Here is a 19,446-nt window from a genome sequence, read left to right as displayed (position 1 = left end):
AACAAAAGGACCTTATGCGTAAAATCATAGCAATCATAGCGGGTTCGCTGCTGCTGGGCAGCTGCAACGACCCGTTCAAGGATCAGGTGTTCCGTGCTTACGACGAGAAACCTGTCGGCGAATGGCTTTCCGGTCAGCCCGAATTTTCGATGTGGGTCGAGATGCTCCGCAAAGTCGATCTCTACAACGCCATGAACCTCGGTGCCAGCCGGTTTACCTGCTTCGTCGCCGACAACGACGCCGTGCGGACCTATCTGCGGGAGAAGACCGATTACGAGTCGATCGCCGAGATGCCGGACGACGAGGTCGATTTCCTGCTGCGCTACCACATCATCAACGGTGCGAAGATGGCCAGCGCGAACCTGATGCTGAAACTTTCGCTGCCGACCCTTACCGGCGATTACCTGACGGCCGGGGTCGATGTCGTGACGCAGCAGCGTTATATCGACAACGGCGAGGGCAAGGAGCCCTCTTTCCTCGTCCGCAGGGACATCGAGACTACCAACGGCGTGATACACACGCTGGACAAATTGCTGGAGCCTCTGACCGTGAGCGTCTGGGGGATTATCTCCGGAAATTCCGATTATTCGATCTTCACCGGGGCGCTCCGGGCCAGCGGGTTCGATGAATGGCTCGACAACACCTACCGGACGATCAACGAGACCACCATCCGGGAGAACAAGACCGTGCTGGTCGTTTCCGACGAGGTGTTCCGCCGCCGGGGCATCAACAGTCTGGACGATCTGATAGCCTATTTCGGCGGCGGCGATCCCGCCGATCCCGAGTCGGATTTCTATCAGTATGTGCGTTATCACCTGATGGATAAACTGAACGGATATGCCGAGCTGACCACCTTCCCCTCGGGCTATAAGTCCATGACGATCTACTCCTGTTCCGAGATCAAGGGCATTTCGGTGCTCGACACGGGCAGCGCCATCGACTTCAACCCCCAGGCCGGCGAGGAGAGTTTCCGCATCGTCGATGGACGGCGTGACATTCCGGCCAAGAACGGTTATGTCCATGAAATCGACAATCTGGGGCTGCTCCCGGAAACCATGGCCCATTACGTCGTGGTGTGGGAGCCGACCGACAAGGTCGAATTCCAGGCGATTCCCTTCTACCGCGCCGAGAAGAGCGAGGGCAGCGAAGTGCAGAAATTCGACCTGATTCAAAACGACCTCTCGATTCCCGGTATCCGTTGGGAGTCGATTCCCTCGACCAGTGCGCAGGTGTGGTATTACAGCGCCTACGTGGATAACGGCCGCTATCTCAACAACGACGCTCTCTACTGGGACATGGGCGACATCGGCTGGCTCGAAGTGGACATCCCCGTGCTTCCTGCCGGAACCTACACCTTCACGATCGAGAAGTCGAACGATGCCGACTACGGCGGCAAATGCAACATCCTGTGGGACGACGTGTCGATGGGCAGCGACCGCAACTTCGTCAACGGCGACAAAGTGGGATCGTGGGGCAATCGTACGCTGACCAGCGAGGAGGCCCATACGGTGCGGTTTACGGTCGGTTCCGTCGGCGGGACCTGCGGATTCGACCGCATCGTGTTCGTTCCCGTGGAATAATCTCATTTGTGGCAGAATCAAAAAAATGAAACTTATGTATATTCCTGAAAATAAGATTGTAAAAGCGTTGTGCTGCCTGGCGTTCCTGACCGCTTCGGCCTGCATCGACGCCGTGGACGACTACTATACGGGCGGCGAAACGGCTACCAGGGAGGGGAGCGTCCTCGAATATCTGGAGAAGATGCCCGACTATTCCGACTTCGTGAACCTCGTCGCCGAGACCGGCATGACGGAAACTCTGTCGGGCACGGACCTCGTGACGGTCTGGGCTCCGGCCAACCCGATGCCTGCCGGGGTCGCTTCGATGAGCCCGTCGGAGAAGATTCGCCTGGTGCGTAACCATATTTCGATCACGACGGTTTTCAGCCGTAATCTCGACCGCCTTTCGACCGTGGGGACTCTGGCGGGCAAATATCTCACCGTGGGAAAAGGCTCGGAGGGGTACACCGTCGATGGCGTCGCGCTTTCGGAGCTCGACCGGGTCTTCGAAAACGGGGTCGTCCACCGGGCTGCCGACTGGCTTACGCCCCGGAAGAACCTTTACCAGTGGCTCGAAGAGGTCGGCGACGACTATTCGCGCTTCCGCGACACGCTTTTCGCGCATAACCTGCGGGTTTTCGACAAGGAGAACAGCCCGATCACAGGCGTTGACGAGAACGGCCGGATCATTTACGATTCGGTGTGGATCGTGAAGAACGACCTGCTGAACGATCTCGACCTGAACGACGAAAGCGTGCGCTATACGATTCTCGCACCGGACAATGCGGCTTTCGAGGCGATGTTCCGGGAGAAGACGGAGTATCTGGAAAGCGTCGAGCGTGAAGTGACGAAGGAGGACACCGTCAAGTGGGTGAACTGGATGATGCAGGCGTCGCTCCACAGCGGGGTGGTCGATTTCCAGCCGAACAGTTCCTTGAGATCGGTGCTCGGGAAGGATGTCCGCACCGATTACCAGACGGTGCTCGATCCCGTTGAGATGAGCAACGGTCGCGTCTATCCCATGAGCCGGTGCTACGTTCCGCGCAGCGTCTATTTCGAGAGCTTCTGGTTCAATCCCTACTTCTTGCGCAAGGAGATCATCGACGGCGGAGGCTCCATCACCAAGAATCCCGGAACCTACGACTCCTACAAAAGCACGATCAACAATGCGAACAGCCGGTTGGTTCCCGACAAATTGGCGGTTTTCCTCCAATACACGACCAATTTCCAGGACAACTACTACCAGTTCAAGAGCTGCACCTACGATCAAGAATCGCTGACGAATATCCCGCTCAGCGTCATGCCGGGCAAATACAAGATTCAGTGCCATCTGGTCAGCTACAAGTTCAACAATGCCAACCAGACCGACATTCTGGACATTTACCAGGTCCACGGCGAAAACGACATGACCTTGATCGGACGTGCCGAAGGAATCGTCGCCAATGCGTTCGACAACGGTCTGGCCACCGGGAACGATGTGATCGGGCTGCTTTCCGCCGAATACGAGGTCACCGGCACATACCAGCCGCTCGAACTGCGGATTGTCATTCCCGGCAAGTTCACCGCGGGCGAGAAGCGCCGGATCTGCGTGGGACGGATCGTTCTCACCCCGACCGATAATTATTAACCCCAAAAAAGAGTGAAAAATGCGTAACTCCATCAAATACATTTTGCTACTGTCCGTACTCTTTGCCGGGGGACGAGCAGCGGCGCAGCAATACCGGGATCGGGAGACGGCCCGTCAGATCGTGGGTCTCGTGCTGGATGCCGACACCCGAAAGCCGCTCGGCGCGGCGCAGGTCAGCTCCGACGAACTGGCGCGTTCGGTCGTCAGCGGTCCGAAAGGTGTTTTCCGGGCCAAGGTCTTCTCCGACCGGGCGACTCTCAACGTGGTGAAAGAGGGCTATTTTTCGGCTCGCGTCAACCTGCTCGGCCGGGACAGCGTGGTGATCTACCTCCAACAGTCGGCCAACACGCTGGCGACCGACCATTACTCCTCGCCCGACGGCGAAGTCCCGATGTCCGACCGCATCGGTTCGGCCGGAGCGGTGGGCATCAAGGACATCAACCGCGGTTATTTTACGGCGAGCGACGCCCTCACGGGCCGCTTCGCGGGTCTTCGCGTGAGCAACAAGAGCGGCATGGTGGGGGAGGGCTCCTTCTTCAACCTGCGCGGCAACCGCACGCTGCTGGGCCAGAATACGCCGCTGCTGGTCGTTGACGGGGTTCCTTTCCTGTCGGACCAGAATTCGTCGAATATCATCAACGGTTTTTCGGGCGACCTGCTCGAACCGGTCAGCCTGGGCAATGTCGAGCAGATCACTTTCCTGAAGGGCGCCGACGCAATGCCGTACGGCTCGCTCGGCAGCAACGGCGTGCTGATGATCAAGACCGAGCGCGGTAAGGTCAGCCGGACGCTGGTCGAATTGCAGAGCGTCGAGGGCGTGGGGTTCATTAACAAGACGCTGCCCCTGCTTTCGGGACTCGACTTCAGCCGTTACATCGCCGATATCGCCGGCAGCTACTATGCGGATTCCGGGGAGATCGGCAAGGCGTTCCCGTTCCTGAGCGGCGACATGACCGCCGGACAGAAGGTGCGCTACGGTTTCGACACCGACTGGCAGAAAGAGATCTATTCGCCCGCGTTCGTATCGGACAACATGCTCAAAGTGCGCGGCGGCGACGCTGTGGTTCAGTATTTGGTTACTGCCGGTTACCAGAAGGGCAACGGCGTGGTCGATGGAACCACGCGGGACAAGTTCTACACCAACGGCAATACCAATATCAATTTCAGCGAGAAACTCAGCGCTTTCGCTTCGATCTCCTTCGATTTCCTGGAGATGAAGCTCCAGGAGCAGGGCCTTTCGCCCGAGACCAACCCGCTGCTGGCGGCCTATTCCCACTCCCCGCTGACCGGAATCTACGAGGTTGACGACCGCGGGGCCATCCTGACCGAATATGCGCGGATCGACCCCGTGATGAACGTCTCCAACCCCGTGGCCATGCTGACGGGCATCGAGGGCAAGAACAAGATCTATGATTTCCTCGTCAACACGGGTCTGAACTACAATATCCTGAAGAACCTGAAAGCCGACATGACGTTCGGTATTTACTACCGTTATGTCAAGGACGACATTTTCATCGGCGGTCTGAGCTCGGGGACCATCGCCCCGCTGATGGGCGGTCTCGCGCTCAATACGGTCCGCAGCGGCTCGTCCGAATCGAGGGACTATTTCGGCAAGGTCGGCGTGACCTACAATTTCTCGACCGGCAGTCACAACCTCGACCTGAGAGCGGGGTGGCAGATGATCTCGTCGCGCACGCAGGCCAGCAGCGGATCGGGCATCAACACCACGACCGACCGTTACCGCACGCTCTCCAACGTCTCCTCCGTGGGCCGCTCTTCGGGCGGTTACGCCGAGCTCCTGAACTGGATGAACGTCTATCTGAAAGCCGATTATAATTTCCGGAACCAGCTCTACCTTTCGGCCATCGGGGTCGTGGACGCCTCCTCGACCTACGGCAAATACAGCGACCGCTGGTATCTCTTCCCCGGTGTCAAGGCGGGCTGGAAGATCAGCAACGCGCCGTTTCTGCGCGACAGCCGGAGCGTTTCCAACCTGATGGTGCGCAGCGAATACAGCGTCAACCCCAACAGCCGTTACAGCAGCGCCTACGGCAGTTATTACTACATGCTGCAACTGCTGCGCGACGTGAGCGGCCTGGTCCGCGCCGGGGTTCCCAACCAGAAGATCGGTCCCGAACGCGTGACCAACATCGACCTGGGCGTGGACTTCTCGCTGCTGGGCGACAAGTTTTCGGTGAGCGCCGACATTTTCCAGGAATATACCCGCAACATGATCGTCGATACCAAGGCTTCGCCCGTTTACGGTTCCGGCGTCATCTACAAGAACAGCGGTTCGATGCGGTCGCGCGGCGTGGAGCTCAGCGCCAGCGTCCTGCTGACCGGAGGCAAATTCCGCTGGCGCGTCGGCGGCAACATCGCCTATTACAAGACCCGTATCATGAGCCTCGGCGGTCAGGATCAGCAGACCATCGACCTCGGCGACGGCGTGACGCTCATCAACAAGGTCGGCGAAGCTCCCTTCTCCTATTACGGACACCGCGCCGACGGCGTTTACGCCACCTCGGAGCAGGCCGCAGCCGAGGGCTTGACGACCCTGAGCGGCTATCCCTACACCGGCGGCGACGTGCGTTTCCGCAGCCTCGACGGCGACAAGCTCATTACGGACAGCGACCGGGAGATTCTCGGCTGCGCCGACCCCGATTTCTTCGGCGGCTTCCACACCCGGATGAGCTGGAAGGGTTTCTCGCTGTTCGCCAATTTCTCGTACAGCTGCGGCGGCAAGGTCTACAACGGAACCCGCCGTTACAACGAACTGGGCAAGGGCTTTACCAACCAGGCGGCCAGCATGGGTCGCCGCTGGATGGCCGAGGGGCAGCAGACCGACATTCCGCGCGTCGTCTACGGCGATCCGGCCGGCAACAACCGCTTCTCCTCGCGCTGGATCGAGGACGGTTCCTATCTGAAAATCAAGGAGCTGACGATTTCGTGGGAGACCCGGAAGAAACTGCTCTTCATGACCGGATTCAAGGTCTTCATCACGGGTGAAAACCTCCTTTGCTTCACGGATTACACGGGCTCCGACCCTGAATTCGCCTACTCCTACGACATGGCTATGGCAGGTATGGACGTTGCGAAGGTCCCCGTGCCGAAATATGTGAAAATCGGTCTTATCCTGAATTTTTAACGGTGAAAACGATACGAGTTATGAAACTTTTCAAAAAGATAACGCTTGTCCTGTGCGCCGCTTCGCTGGCGTCGTGCTCGGATTTTTTCGAGCAGACGCCGGACAACATGCTCGACGCGGACGATAACTATACCGAACGTTCGAATATCTACGCCTCCTTCATGGGTCTGTACGGGACCTTGCAGGACGTAGCGCCCAAACTCGTGGTGACGAGCGAACTGTGGGGCGATCTGTTGACCCCTACGGATCAGGCGCCCGACAGTTACTGGGAGGTGTTCCGCTACGACGTTCAGCCGGACAATTCGGTGGCCGATCCTGCGCCGTTGTACCGCATCGTGATGAACTGCAACGACTTCATGCGCAATACCATCGAATATAACAAGAGCTATCCGGGCGTTATTCCGACCACCACCTACCGGCAGATGATCGCCGGGGCGGTCGCGCTGCGCACCTGGGCTTACCTCAATATCGGCAAACTCTACGGCAAGGCCGTCTATTACGACTATGCGATGACCGGCGAGACGGATCTGAGCAAACTTCCCGTGCTGACGTTCGACGAGCTGATTCCCGAGCTGATTCATTTCATGAACACCGGCGTGGACAACATCAACGGACTCCGCCGCGTGGACATCAACACGATGTTCGGCACGACGGGTATCTGGAACAGCATCGCCATTTCGCCCGACGCCCTGCTGTGCGAGCTCTATCTCTGGAACAAGGATTACGAATCCGCGGCCAAGAGGGGCATCAACCTGATCACGGGACAGGCTCTGACGCCTGCCGGGGACAACAACAAATTCACCCTTTCGGAGCAGTTCGGCAAGACGAAACAGTGGAGCTCGCTCTTCTCCGATACGCCGGCCAACCCCCAGACCAACGAGGGTCTCACGATGGTGCTCTACGATTATTCGCAGCGCCAGATCAATCCGCTCTATTCGCTCTTTTCTAGTGAAACCGTCTGCGAGTACTACATGAAGCCGACTGCGGTGCTGACATCCCGTTTTTCGCTCCGTGCCGATTATCAGATGACGGGGTCCCAGGTAGCCAAAGATCCGCGCACTGATCCGGTCACCTTTACGACGAGCATGGGGGAGAGCGTGTTCAACAAATACAACTATATCCGCTCCATCCAGAGCCAGGACGCTCCGATCTACCTATACCGGGCGGCGGAAATCCATCTGATGATCGCCGAGGCGCTCTCCGCGATGGGCAACTACGATGCCGCCGATGCCATTCTCAACAACGGTTTCCAGCCTTACTGGGTTTCGGGCAACCGTTACAATCCGCCGTTCGACGCGCCGATCTACGCCTATGAGAAACTGAAGGCGGGGCGCGGCGTCCGCGGAAGGCTCAGCCTCCCGGCCGTGCGTTCCACCGACGAACGGTTCATGGGGGCGCTCGATCCCGGAAGTCCGGAGTACGCCGGGCGCAGGCGCCAGGTGCTCGACAGCCTGATCATCGAGGAGACGGGCCGCGAACTGGCCGGCGAAGGAAAACGCTGGTTTACCATAATGCGCATGGCCCGTAACAGCAACAATCCGTCGATGCTTGCCCGAATGGTCACCCGCAAGTTCCCGTCCGACGCTGAACGCGCCGTTTACCGAGCGAAACTGAAAGACCCTGCCAACTGGTTTATCGACTACGACTTGAAGTTGGACAAATAGAATTGGAATCATTACGAAGATAAAGCTATGAAAAAGTCATTGATTATATTGCTGGCGGCAGTCATCGGCGCAGGAGCTTTTTCGTGTTCGAAAGACCTGACCGAGGAGGCCCCGCTGATCGATATGGGCGGTTCCGACCAGGGCGGCTCCTCGGGCAATCCCTACTGGGACTGGGCCGACAAATTCCCGGGCATCGTCTCCTCGGGCATCGAGCGTGTGTTCGGTGTGCAGGTTCCGGTGAAGGGCGGTTACGAACCGCTCGCTTTCGCCCCCGATTCGGCCGTGCTTCAGCGTACGGGCCTCTACGTCGCTTCGGGCGATCAGGTCGAAATCGTGGTTCCCGAGGGGACCGACGACCTGCAATACCAGATCGGCATCGGTCATCAGCTGCTCTCCGGACAGCTTCGCCAGCGTTACGGGAATGTCGTCACGCGGGGATCGCTCCATTCCGGAACGAATGTCGTTTCGAGTTATTTCGGCGGTTTCCTCTATTTCTGCTATCCGGCCGACAAGGTTCCGGCCGGGGATATAACCGTTACGGTCGGCAACGCGGTTCCCTCCGACGACTATGTTCAGGGCGAAACCCGCTTCGGCGACTGGATCAACACCATGCTCGAACGGGCTGCGCTGCTGGCCGCACCCAGCGAGGACCCCGATTCAATGGCGTTCCTCAACTGGACGGAGCTCGTTTCCGACAAGGTGATCCTTACGGCCGGCGTTTCGGAGATGAGCGCGATGACCGATCCCGACGGCGTTCTGGACTACTACGGAAAGATCGCCGACGCCTATTACCGTTTCGGCGGCTACGATCCCGCCAACCAGCCTCCCATGCGTGTCTATTCCGACATCCAGCTGCCGGATGCCGGGCAGACGGCGCTTTTCCCGACGGCCAACGTCCAGCAGTACGGCGGTTATCCCATCGGGTTCCTGCGCGGCGAATCCTCCACGACGTTCGTGGACGAAAAGAAGCTGATCAACACGACCTTGTTGCAGGCGCAGACCGACGGTTCGACCAACTGGTTCAATGTCTTCTTCGGTTTCGGCGAGGCGGTGAAAAGCCCGTGGCAGGAGAGCGACAAACTCTTGCAGCCCTCGCTGAATATCGGTTACTACCACTATGCGCGCACGCTCGGCATGTGGCCCGGTCAGGTGATCAATTTCGCGGACAACGTGGACAAGCTCAACAAGGAGTTCGCCCGGACGGTCAGCAACCGCGACAACGGCATCATGTACGGTCACGCCAACGACAATGTTCGCACGACGATGCTCAAACAGCTGGCCGATTATCTGGGCTGGGGGCTTTTCCCCTACGTTTCCCAGCGCGCCCGCGAGCTGGGTTTCGAGTATGAGCCCGACGAGCTGCTCGAGGGGCAGGCCGCCTGCGATTTCTTTGCGATGAGCGCCTGCGAGTACGCCGACCGCAATCTGCTGCCGTTCTTCCGTCGCTGGCATTTCCCCTGTTCGACCGTCGCCATCCGCTACATGATGCAGTTCCGGGAGCTGGGCGAGAACGAACGCTTCTGGACCAGCTACGACAGTTCGACGGAGCCTTCGTTCGAATCCCGGACGCCGAATAAGAGCATCGCGCGGCCGGCTCCCGGCCTGACGTTCAGCATGGCTTCCGCCGACGACAAGATGAACTGGTATCTGCGCGGTGTGGCGTGGGATTACAACGCCTATAACGATCCGGTCAATCCCCGCTGCGACACGGTCGTCAGGGCCAACGGAACGAAGTTCACCGGAAACTCGATCGACAACCCGCTCTGGAAAAACGTTTTCGACGGCAACACCAGCAACATGAACGGACTTCTCGGCCATATGCAGCCGGCTACCGGTTCGATGTGGGCCCATATCCCGTTCTACATTCTGAGCTTCACCGGCCCCGGCGAGGATACTCCCGAGGACGACGACTTCGAGTATTCGCAGGAGCCCGTTACGTTCAACACGTTCGCGCTCTGGAATGTCGCCAACTACTACTACACGAGCTATATTTACGACATCGAATACCTTGACGATGCGTCCGGCGAGTGGAAACCCACCGCTCCCAGCGAATTCAAGCTGCTGTACAATTCCAATTGGGAGTTCTACTACTTCGAGCGGGAGTACACGACGACCCGTATCCGCTTCAAGTTGCAGCCCATCACGCCGGGTACTTCGGGCTACTCCATTACGCAGATGTGCGAGATGGGATTCGGACTGGTGGAAGAGAAGACCGAATAGAGAGATAACAGAACAATCGAAAATCGAATATCGTGAATAAAACCGTTTTTGCATTGGGAGCTTCGGCCGCGGCGCTCGCCGGAGGCGCTGCGACGGCGGCGAAGCAGCCCAACATCATTTTGATCATGGTTGACGACATGGGCTATTCCGATGTCGGCTGCTACGGCGGCGAGATTCCCACGCCCAATATCGACCGTCTCGCCAAGAGCGGAGTGCGCTATACGCAGTTTTACTCCACGGCGCGTTCATGTCCCACGCGGGCCAGCCTGATGACGGGTCTGTATGCCCATCAGGCCGGCATCGGCGGCATGTCCGAGGACCCCGTTCCCGGACGCAAACCGGGCGATCCGTCTCCCCGGAAGCCTGCCGCTTATCAGGGCTATCTCAACCGGAACTGCGTAACGATTGCCGAAGTGCTGAAGAGCGCGGGCTATCATACCTACATGGCCGGCAAGTGGCATCTGGGCATGCACGGACAGGAGAAATGGCCTCTTCAGCGCGGCTTCGACCGTTTCTACGGCATCCTGGCCGGGGCCAGCAGCTATCTGCGGCCCCACGGCGGCCGCGGGCTCACGCTCGACAACACCAAACTGCCGCCTCCGGAGGCGCCGTATTATACGACGGATGCTTTCACCGACTATGCCATCGAGTTCCTCGACAGCAACAAGGGCGACGGCAAGCCCTATTTCCTCTACCTGGCCTATAACGCTCCCCACTGGCCGCTCCATGCCAAACAGGAGGACATCGACAAGTTTCTCGGCAAGTACGACGCGGGTTGGGAGGCGATCCGTGAGGCTCGTTTCCGCCGTCAGGCCGAACTGGGCCTCGTGGACGATTCGTGGGAGCTCGCCGAGTGGGAGTCGCGCCGCTGGGAGGATCTGACGGATACCGAGCGGAAGCACTCCGCGATGCGTATGTCGGTCTATGCCGCGCAGGTGCACTGCATGGACTACAACGTGGGCCGTGTGCTCGACTGGGTGGAAAAGAGCGGCGAGAAGGACAATACGCTGATCATCTTCCTTTCGGACAACGGAGCCTGCGCCGAGCCCCATACCGAAACGGGCTTCGGCACGGTGGCCGACATCAACGATCCCCAAAGCTGGGTGGCTCCCTCCTACGGCCTGCCGTGGGCGCAGGTGAGCAATACGCCGCTGCGCAAGTACAAGGTGCGCGCCTACGAGGGCGGCCTCGCCGTTCCGCTGATCGTTTCATGGCCCGGACGCTTCTCCCGTTTCGACGGACAGATCCGCGACAACGTGAGCTTCCTGCCCGACCTGATGGCTACGTTCGTCGATGTCTCGGGGGCGACCTATCCGGCGACCTACGGCGGCAACGACATTCATCCGCTGGAGGGCAAGAGCCTCGTGCCGACGATCCGCAAGCCGAAGACCGTGCTCCACGACTATCTTTTCGGCGAGCATTTCGACAACTGCTACGTGCGCCACGGCGACTGGAAAGCTGTCAAGGACGAGAAATCGAAGGAATGGGAGCTGTTCAACATTCCGACCGACCGCACCGAACGCCGCAATCTCGCCGCCTGGTATCCCGAGCTCCTCGATGAACTCGTGGCCAAATGGAAGGCGTGGGCCGATACGCACGAAGTGTACCCGAAGAGGTTGCAGAAATAGGGTTCGTGGCCCCGTCGTCCGGGACCGTCGAACGTCTGCTTCCGAACGGCGGATGCGGGCCGCGGTGATTCTGCGGCCCGTGTCCGCGAATGGCTGCGCCGGACATATTCGCCCCGTTTGGTATACGAAAACGGCCGGGTTGCGCGTTTGGAAACTGTTTTCTACCTTTATCGTATGGATTCATATATGAAAAGATTCATCATATCGCTCTTTCTGCTGATCGGGTGCTCCGGAGCCGTTTCGGCCCGGAATTACGCGCTGGTCAGTTATAACGCGGACAACGGTCTGTCGCACAATACGGTCCGGTGCATCGCCCAGGATCAGCGCGGGTTCATGTGGTTTGGCACGGCCGACGGCCTGAATCGCTTCGACGGGGTTGCGTTCCGCGTCTATGATTCGGAAGACCTCCGGCACGGACTGCTGAACACGTCGGTCCATGCGCTGTGCGCCGACCGTAAAAACCGGTTGTGGGTGGGGACCGAGCAGGGCGTTTACCTGTACGACGAGCGTAAGGATCTGTTTTCCTCTTTCAGCGTGCGCACGCAGTACGGCGTGGTCATCACCGGGCGTATCACCCGCATCTTCGAGAACGGCGACGGCAAAATCTGGATCGGCACGGAGGCCCAGGGGTTTTTCATCTATTATCCCGAGGATGGCACGCTCGAACAGAACAGCCGTCTGTCCGACGCCGTGACCGACATGGTCGGCGGCCCGGACTGGAACGTCTTCGTGAGCGCCCGGAACGGCACGGTCGCGGAGTTCGACAGCGAGGGGAAACAGCGGCTGGCGGTCTATGCGAAGGAGCGGAGCGGACATGTGCCCTCCGTGGTCAGATCGCTTTGTTACAGCAACGACGAACTGTGGGGGTGTTTCGAGACCGACGGACTTGCGAAAATGGTCTGGTCGGGGGAGAGCGCTGCGGACTGGACGATGCGCCGGGAGATGTCGGCCCGTGCGCTGCTGCCGCTTTCGCGCGGCGAGCTGATGGTCGGTTCGGACGACGGACTGTTCGTCTTTTATACGGGTTCGGAAGAGATCGACCCCGTGACGGACATGACCGTCCGCCGCGAGAGCTACACCCATACGGTCAATGCGCTTTTCCGCGACCACGAGGGCGGAATCTGGGTCGCCACGCAGTACAACGGCATTACCTACCTTCCCCGCCGGCTCAAACCGATCGAACATATGCCGTTGAAGATCGGGGAGCGGGGCAAGACGCTCGCCACCTGTTTCGCCGAGGACGGCGGCGGCAGTCTGTGGGTTGCCATTGACAAACGGGGTGTGCTGAAGGTGAGTGCCGACGGGCGCACCGTCTCGGAACCTTTCCGCGGCGGTCCGGATTCTTTCCTGCGGGAGGTGAAAAACGTGCGGACGATGCTCGTCGCCGGAGGACGCCTGTGGATGGGAACCTTCGCCGGGGGTGTTTATACCCGCGACATGAAGACAGGGGCGGTGCGCAACTACCGGAACAACCCCGGGGTGGGGACCTCGCTCTGCGACGACGACGTGGAGGCGCTTTTCCGCGACGACACCGGGACGATCTACGCCGGAACGCCGTGGGGATTCGCCCGCTACGATCGCAAACTCGACGATTTCGTGCGGGTGAACAAAGGGGGCAACGACCTTTCTGTCTGCGATTTCGCCCAGGCGGGGCCCGGCATGATCTGGGTGCTGGCCCGCAACAAGGGCGCTTTTCTGTTCGATGTCGCTTCCGGAGATTTCCGGCACTATATGTTCGCCCGGAGCAGCACGCCCAACAGCGTCTGCATCCTGACCGACAGCCGCGACGACGTGTGGCTGGGTACGGAGACGGGGTTGTTCCGGCTGAACCGCGAAACCCGGCACTTCGTTCCGTTCAATGCCGGCGGCGACAGGCTGAAAGGAGTGCCGATCGCCTCGCTGGAAGAAGGCGACGACGGAATGCTCTGGATTGCGAGCAACAACGGGCTTTTCAGCCTCGACACCGAGACGCAGGAGGTGCGCTACCACCTGACCGTCCGCGACGGCCTCACCGGCAACCAGTTCAACGACCGCGCTTCGCTGCGCATGCGCGACGGGCGGCTCTGTTTCAGCGGCATCAACGGTTATTCGGTCTTCCGGCCCGGGGATCTGCAACGCAACGGGTTCGTCCCTTCGGTCTGCATGACCGGGCTCCTCATCAACGACCGCGGGGTGGAGATCGACCGCGGGGGCCAGAATCCTTCGCCGCTCAAATATCCGCTGCATCTGAACAAGGAGCTCAGACTGAAATACAACCAGAACTCCGTCGGGTTTACCTTTGCGGCCCTGAGCTACCAGTCCTCGTCCAAGAATGGCTATACCTACCGGCTCGCCGGGCAGGATAAGGAGTGGAGCTTCACCGACCGCAACGAGGTCCATTTCACCAATCTCTCGCCGGGGCGCTACACCTTCGAGGTGCGCGGCTCGAACGATGACGGCGTGTGGAGCGAGAATACGGCCCGCGTCGCTTTCGTGATTCAGCCGCCGTTCTACCGTTCGGCGCCGGCTGTCGTGTGCTACCTGCTTCTGCTGGGCCTGCTGGCCGGGTGCGGGACCTGGTACGTCCGCCGGAAGCACCGTCTGAAACTCGCCGAGTTCGCCTCGCAGCAGGAGAAGATCAACTATCAGTCGAAGATCGATTTCTTCACCAACGTGGCCCACGAAATCCGGACGCCCCTTTCGCTGATCAAGGTTCCCCTCGAATCGATTCTGAGGGAGGATGCGCATTTCCCGCCCAAGGTCCGGGATTACCTCCGCGTCATGGAAAAGAACACGAGCAATCTGCTGGAGATGGTCAACCAGCTGCTCGATCTGCGCAAGACCGAAGAGACGGATTACACGCCGACGATGAAGCCGTGCGACGTTTCGGAACTGGTGAACGAATTGTGCGTGCGTTTCGGTCCGGCCGCGGAGGTCGGCGGCATCCGCCTCGAACGGCATGTCGAGCCCGGCGTGGTGGCGCAGGTTGACTGCGACGCCATCTCGAAGATCGTGAACAATCTGTTGTCCAATGCGCTGAAATACGCTCGAAGCAAATGCTGCGTGGCTCTCGCCGCCGGGGATAATTGTTTCCGCATCACGGTTTCCGACGACGGGCAGGGCATCGTTCCCGAAGATATGGAGCGTATTTTCAACACCTTCTACCAGTCGGGCAACAGCAAGGGCGGAACCGGTATCGGGCTGCCGCTGGCTCGCCTGCTTGCGATCAAGCACGGCGGAAGCGTCGTGTGCGCCAACGGCGAGCGGGGCGGGGCTGTGTTCACAGTGGAGATTCCGCTCGATCCTGCGGCTGTCGCGTCCGGTGCGTCGGACGGCCCGGATTCCGGGCCGGACGGCGGCGGGGATGCGCAAATCCCCCCCCCTCCCTTCGCCGCCGAAGAGACGGGAACCTGCAAGATACTGATCGTGGAGGATAACGACGATCTGAGGGCGGTCATCGCCGAGATCATCGGTGCCCGCTACGAGGTGCTGACGGCCGCCAACGGCAAAATAGCGCTCGGCGTCCTCGCCGACAACAACTGCGATCTGATCGTGAGCGACATCATGATGCCCGAGATGGACGGCTATGAATTGTGCGAATACGTCAAGTCGGAATTGCGTTACAGCCACATTCCCATCATCCAGCTCACGGCGAAGACCTCGGTCGAGGACAAGGTCCGCGGATTGGAATACGGCGCCGACGCCTACATCGAAAAGCCTTTCTCCGCCGAGCACCTGATGGCTCAGATCGACAGCCTGATCAAGAACCGGGAGCGCATCCGCCGTGCGCTGCTCTCCGGAACGGGGCACGCCGACACGGCGTCGCTCGGTCTCAGCAAGCGCGATGCGGAGTTCGTCGAGAAACTGAACTTCCACATCGAGGAGCACCTCTGCGAAGAGACGTTCTACATCGAACAGCTGGCCGAAAAGATGTTCATGAGCCGTTCGAACTTCTATCGCAAGGTCAAGAGCCTGTTCGGCATATCGCCCAACGACTACATGAAAACCTACCGCCTGCGCAAGGCTGCGGAGATGATCCGCAGCGGCGATTTCCTGATCAAGGAGATCTACGAGCAGGTGGGCTTCAAGACTTCGAGCTACTTCTCGGCCTGCTTCCGCGAGGAGTTCGGGATGACGCCCAAGCAATATTAAGGATCAAAACTCAAAACCCAAAGAATGAAAGACAAACGATTGCTGTACCTGCTCGGAGCAGGTACGTTGACAGGACTTGCGGGGACTGCCGGGGCGCAGCAGCAGCGTCCCAACATCATCTACATGATGGCCGACCAGCTGCGGGCCGACGTGCTGGGATATGCCGGCGACGGGCTGGCCGTGACGCCCAACATCGACCGGTTCGCGCGCCAGTCGCTCGATTTCACCAATGCCGTGTCGGTCAGCCCGGTCAGCGCCGCCTACCGGGCGAGCCTGATAACGGGCAAATACACCTCATCGACGGGCATGGTGATCAACGAACTGAACCTGAATCCCAACCACCGGACCCTGGCCCATGTGCTCACGGATGCCGGCTACCAGACCGGCTACGTGGGCAAAGTCCATTGGAACGACGCCCACCGCCGTCCCTACAAGCCGGGGCCCGAGCGCATGGGATTCGACGGCTATTGGGCGACCTATTCGTTCAACCACATCAATTACAGCGCATTTTACGATACGGACGGTCCCGACGGCGAGCCCGTGCATGTCGATCTCAAAGGGCAATACGGTCCGGAGGTCTTCACGGGGCTCGCGCTCGACTACATTCGTGAACATGCCGGCGACGAACAGCCCTTCACGCTGATGCTCTCCTGGAGCCCCACGCACGACCCCTGGGTCCGCAGGAACGTTCCGGCGCATTGTTACGAGAGATTCAAAGACGTGAAATTCGAGCTTCCGGAGAATTTCAACGAGAATCCCGATCCCTATATGGACCGCTTTTTCTCCGAGTATTTCAACGGCCGGACCAGCTGGCGCGACGATTTCGTCAAAGGGGAGGGGTATCAGGAGGCCATGCGCTGCTATTATGCGATGGTGAACTCCATCGACGAGCAGTTCGGTCGCGTGGTGGAGCTGCTCGACAGCCTGGGCATCGCCGACAACACGATTGTCGTCTTTACGTCGGATCACGGCGAGATGATGACCTCGCAGGGCCGCATGTTCAAGATGATCTTCTACGACGAGGCGTGCCGCATTCCCTTTCTCATCCGTTGCCCCGGGGCGAAGAGGGGACGGACGGATGTCTGCCTCAATACGCCCGACATCGCGCCCACGCTGCTCGGTCTGGTCGGGCTCTCCGACAGCATCCCGGCCGAGATGGAGGGCGACGACCTCAGTTTCGCGGTGCGCGGCGGCAAGGGCCTCGAACCGGATTTCGCCTTCATGCAGGGAATGGGACATACCCACCTTTGGCGCAACGGGTTCGAATGGCGCGCCGTGCGGGACAAGCGCTACACCTATGCCCGTTATCTGCGCGACGGTTCCGAACTGCTTTTCGACCGGCAGAAGGACCCGCACATGACCCGCAATGTCGCTGAAGACAAGAAATATGCGAAGGTCCTCGCCTCGCTCCGCAGCGGAATGGCTGCCAAAATGGAGGAGCTGAACGACGAATTCAAGCCCTGTACGTGGTATCGTGACCATTGGATGTACAAGGATTTCAGCATCAAGGCCGCTGCGCACGGCGAATTCGGGCCGCTGCCTCCGATCGAGCCGGTCCGCGTCCGGAAATAGTTTCGGCGAAGTGCAAAAAAATACATCCTCCCGCACGGGAGGATGTATTTTTTTAGGAACTCTATCCGGGTTACTCCATCTCCAGCGACATGGATCGGATCACCGCTTCGTTGGCTGCCTTGATGCGTTCGGGTATGACCTTCATCACTTTCCGGTCGTAGGTGAACAGGCCGTTCACTTCGCTTTCCACGTCGGTCGTCTGGGTGTAGACGGCGCCCGAGAAGCCGAGGCGTACGAATTTGGCCAGGTTCCTGGCGTATTTCTCGTATTCGGCCGTCACCTGTTCTGCGTTCTTGAACTGTACGTAGCCCCAGTTGCGCTTGTTCCACCAAAGGTGTCCCTCCAAGGCCAGTCCGATGCCGCCGTATTCGCCCAGCACATTGACGCGCTGCGGGTCGAACAGCTTCATGGCGGGCCCCGGGTAGTGGTGCAGGTCGAGCATGTGGCCGCAGGGACGGTGGTTGCCGCCGCTGGCGGGGTTCACCAGACGCGAAGGATCGTATTCCATAGTCCAGTTCACGATACGCTCGGTGTCGAACTGTCCCCACGCCTCGTTGAAAGGAACCCATACCACGACGCTCGGCGAGGAGATGCAGAAATCCATGATCTCTTTCCACTCCTTGCTGAAATTGTCCTTCGACTCCTGCGTGCGGAGTTTGTCCGTACCGCCGTTGTAGATGTACATTTCCCACTTGTTACCCATGTCGCCCGAGGGCATGTCCTGCCATACGAGGATGCCTTCGCGGTCGCAGTGGTAGTACCAGCGTGCCGGCTCCACCTTCACGTGCTTCCGGATCATGTTGTAGCCCAGCTCCTTGGCCTTCACAATGTCGAACAGCAGCGCTTCGTCGGTCGGTGCGGTGAAGAGCCCGTCGGGCCACCAGCCCTGATCGAGGGGGCCGTAGTGGAACAGCGGTTCGTCGTTGAGCGTCATGCGGAGGATTCCGGCCTTGTCGCGGGCGGTGCCGATCTTGCGCATGGCCGTGTACGAATCCACCTTGTCCACGGTTTTTCCTCCTCGTTTGAGCTCCGCCGTCATGTCGTAGAGGAACGGTGAGTCGGGGCTCCAAAGTTTCGGCTCGGCGATGGCCAGGCGCAGCGGACTGCCGGGGAATCCCGTGGCCGAAGCTACGACCTTGCCTTTGTCGAGGATGTTGACCTCCACCAGATCGCCCGTCGTGCAGTTATCGGCCGTCACGGTTACGGCGATGTTCTTCTGGTCGAGGTTGGGAATGGCCTTGATCCCCGAGATGTGGCTCTTCGCCACCGGTTCGATCCATACGGTCTGCCAGATTCCGCTGACCGGCGTGTACCAGATGCCGTTGGGGTTGAGCGCCTGTTTGCCGCGGGGCTGGTAGCCCTTGTCCGTGCCGTCGAACACGCGCACCACCAGTTTCTGATCGCCTTTGGCTTTCAGGCAGGGGGTGATGTCCAGCGAGAACGGCGTGAAGCCTCCCGTGTGCGATCCCACGAGGATGTCGTTCACGAATACGTCGGCTTTCCAGTCCACCGCGCCGAAATTCAGCATCACGTTGCTGCCTTTCCACGCTGCGGGTACGCTGAACGTGCGGCGATACCACAGTTCGTCCTTTTCGGTAAGGCTTTTCTGCACGCCCGACAGCGACGATTCGACGGCGAAGGGAACGAGGATTTTTCCGTCCATCGTTTTCGGCTCCAAGGCGCCGGCCGGCTTGATGGCGTAGTCCCACAGTCCGTTGAGATTCATCCATTGCGAACGGACCAGCTGCGGACGCGGATACTCGGGGAGTACGTTGGCCGGATCTATCTTCTCGGCCCAGGGTGTTTTGAGTTTGTCGCCCGCGGGTTTCCACTGGGCAAAGGTGCACAGCACGCTCAGTGCTGCCACGGTTGTCAGAATTGTTTTTCTCATTACTGATTG

The 19,446-nt window shown here is 59.6% G+C and carries 9 protein-coding genes; 8 read left to right on the top strand and 1 reads right to left on the bottom strand.

The annotated features are described in order from the left end of the window. The first annotated feature begins 14 nt into the window (after nucleotides 1-14). The 8 genes from NQ519_RS00155 to NQ519_RS00120 all read left to right on the top strand — a co-directional run bounded on the left by NQ519_RS00155 (nucleotide 15) and on the right by NQ519_RS00120 (nucleotide 17,546). Nucleotides 15-1,580 carry a fasciclin domain-containing protein gene (locus NQ519_RS00155; protein ID WP_019150095.1) on the top strand — a complete coding sequence of 522 codons (1,566 nt, stop codon included), beginning with the start codon at nucleotides 15-17 and terminating at the stop codon, nucleotides 1,578-1,580. A 34-nt stretch (nucleotides 1,581-1,614) separates the two neighbouring features. Then, a complete protein-coding gene (locus NQ519_RS00150) occupies nucleotides 1,615-3,186 on the top strand; it encodes a fasciclin domain-containing protein (protein WP_019150096.1) in 1,572 nt (523 codons plus the stop codon). Between the two features lie 19 nt (nucleotides 3,187-3,205). After that, on the top strand, nucleotides 3,206-6,331 hold the full coding sequence (locus NQ519_RS00145; protein ID WP_019150097.1) for a SusC/RagA family TonB-linked outer membrane protein: 3,126 nt from the start codon (nucleotides 3,206-3,208) through the stop codon (nucleotides 6,329-6,331). A 20-nt stretch (nucleotides 6,332-6,351) separates the two neighbouring features. Then, the gene (locus tag NQ519_RS00140) at nucleotides 6,352-7,995 is read left to right on the top strand and encodes a RagB/SusD family nutrient uptake outer membrane protein (RefSeq protein WP_019150098.1); all 1,644 of its coding nucleotides are present in this window, start codon (nucleotides 6,352-6,354) and stop codon (nucleotides 7,993-7,995) included. A gap of 27 nt (nucleotides 7,996-8,022) precedes the next feature. Beyond that, on the top strand, nucleotides 8,023-10,215 hold the full coding sequence (locus NQ519_RS00135; protein ID WP_083870956.1) for a M60 family peptidase N-terminal accessory domain-containing protein: 2,193 nt from the start codon (nucleotides 8,023-8,025) through the stop codon (nucleotides 10,213-10,215). Between the two features lie 29 nt (nucleotides 10,216-10,244). Continuing rightward, nucleotides 10,245-11,843, top strand: a complete 1,599-nt coding sequence (locus NQ519_RS00130; RefSeq protein ID WP_026076386.1) for an arylsulfatase — start codon at nucleotides 10,245-10,247, stop codon at nucleotides 11,841-11,843. A gap of 186 nt (nucleotides 11,844-12,029) precedes the next feature. Continuing rightward, nucleotides 12,030-15,974 (top strand): hybrid sensor histidine kinase/response regulator transcription factor, encoded by a 3,945-nt coding sequence (locus NQ519_RS00125; RefSeq protein ID WP_019150101.1) that lies wholly within the window; start codon nucleotides 12,030-12,032, stop codon nucleotides 15,972-15,974. A 24-nt stretch (nucleotides 15,975-15,998) separates the two neighbouring features. Then, a complete protein-coding gene (locus NQ519_RS00120) occupies nucleotides 15,999-17,546 on the top strand; it encodes a sulfatase family protein (protein WP_019150102.1) in 1,548 nt (515 codons plus the stop codon). 70 nt (nucleotides 17,547-17,616) lie between these two features. Here the strand turns inward: NQ519_RS00120 and NQ519_RS00115 are convergent, their stop codons facing one another. After that, complete coding sequence (locus tag NQ519_RS00115; protein ID WP_026076387.1) at nucleotides 17,617-19,437, bottom strand: glycoside hydrolase family 2 protein; 1,821 nt, start codon at nucleotides 19,435-19,437, stop codon at nucleotides 17,617-17,619. Between the last annotated feature and the right edge of the window lie 9 nt (nucleotides 19,438-19,446).

This window comes from Alistipes senegalensis JC50, assembly GCF_025145645.1.
In the GTDB taxonomy this organism is placed as follows: Bacteria; Bacteroidota; Bacteroidia; order Bacteroidales; family Rikenellaceae; genus Alistipes; species Alistipes senegalensis.
The sequence above is the reverse complement of the archived record's forward strand: the minus strand, read 5'-3'. Positions and strand labels throughout refer to the sequence as shown.

Excerpts from the sequence above, each read along its gene's own strand:
- NQ519_RS00145 (WP_019150097.1), top strand. The coding sequence starts at position 3,206 with ATGCGTAACTCCATCAAATACATTTTGCTACTGTCCGTACTCTTTGCC.
- NQ519_RS00115 (WP_026076387.1), bottom strand. The coding sequence starts at position 19,437 with ATGAGAAAAACAATTCTGACAACCGTGGCAGCACTGAGCGTGCTGTGC.
- NQ519_RS00135 (WP_083870956.1), top strand. The coding sequence starts at position 8,023 with ATGAAAAAGTCATTGATTATATTGCTGGCGGCAGTCATCGGCGCAGGA.
- NQ519_RS00155 (WP_019150095.1), top strand. The coding sequence starts at position 15 with ATGCGTAAAATCATAGCAATCATAGCGGGTTCGCTGCTGCTGGGCAGC.
- NQ519_RS00150 (WP_019150096.1), top strand. The coding sequence starts at position 1,615 with ATGTATATTCCTGAAAATAAGATTGTAAAAGCGTTGTGCTGCCTGGCG.
- NQ519_RS00125 (WP_019150101.1), top strand. The coding sequence starts at position 12,030 with ATGAAAAGATTCATCATATCGCTCTTTCTGCTGATCGGGTGCTCCGGA.
- NQ519_RS00140 (WP_019150098.1), top strand. The coding sequence starts at position 6,352 with ATGAAACTTTTCAAAAAGATAACGCTTGTCCTGTGCGCCGCTTCGCTG.
- NQ519_RS00120 (WP_019150102.1), top strand. The coding sequence starts at position 15,999 with ATGAAAGACAAACGATTGCTGTACCTGCTCGGAGCAGGTACGTTGACA.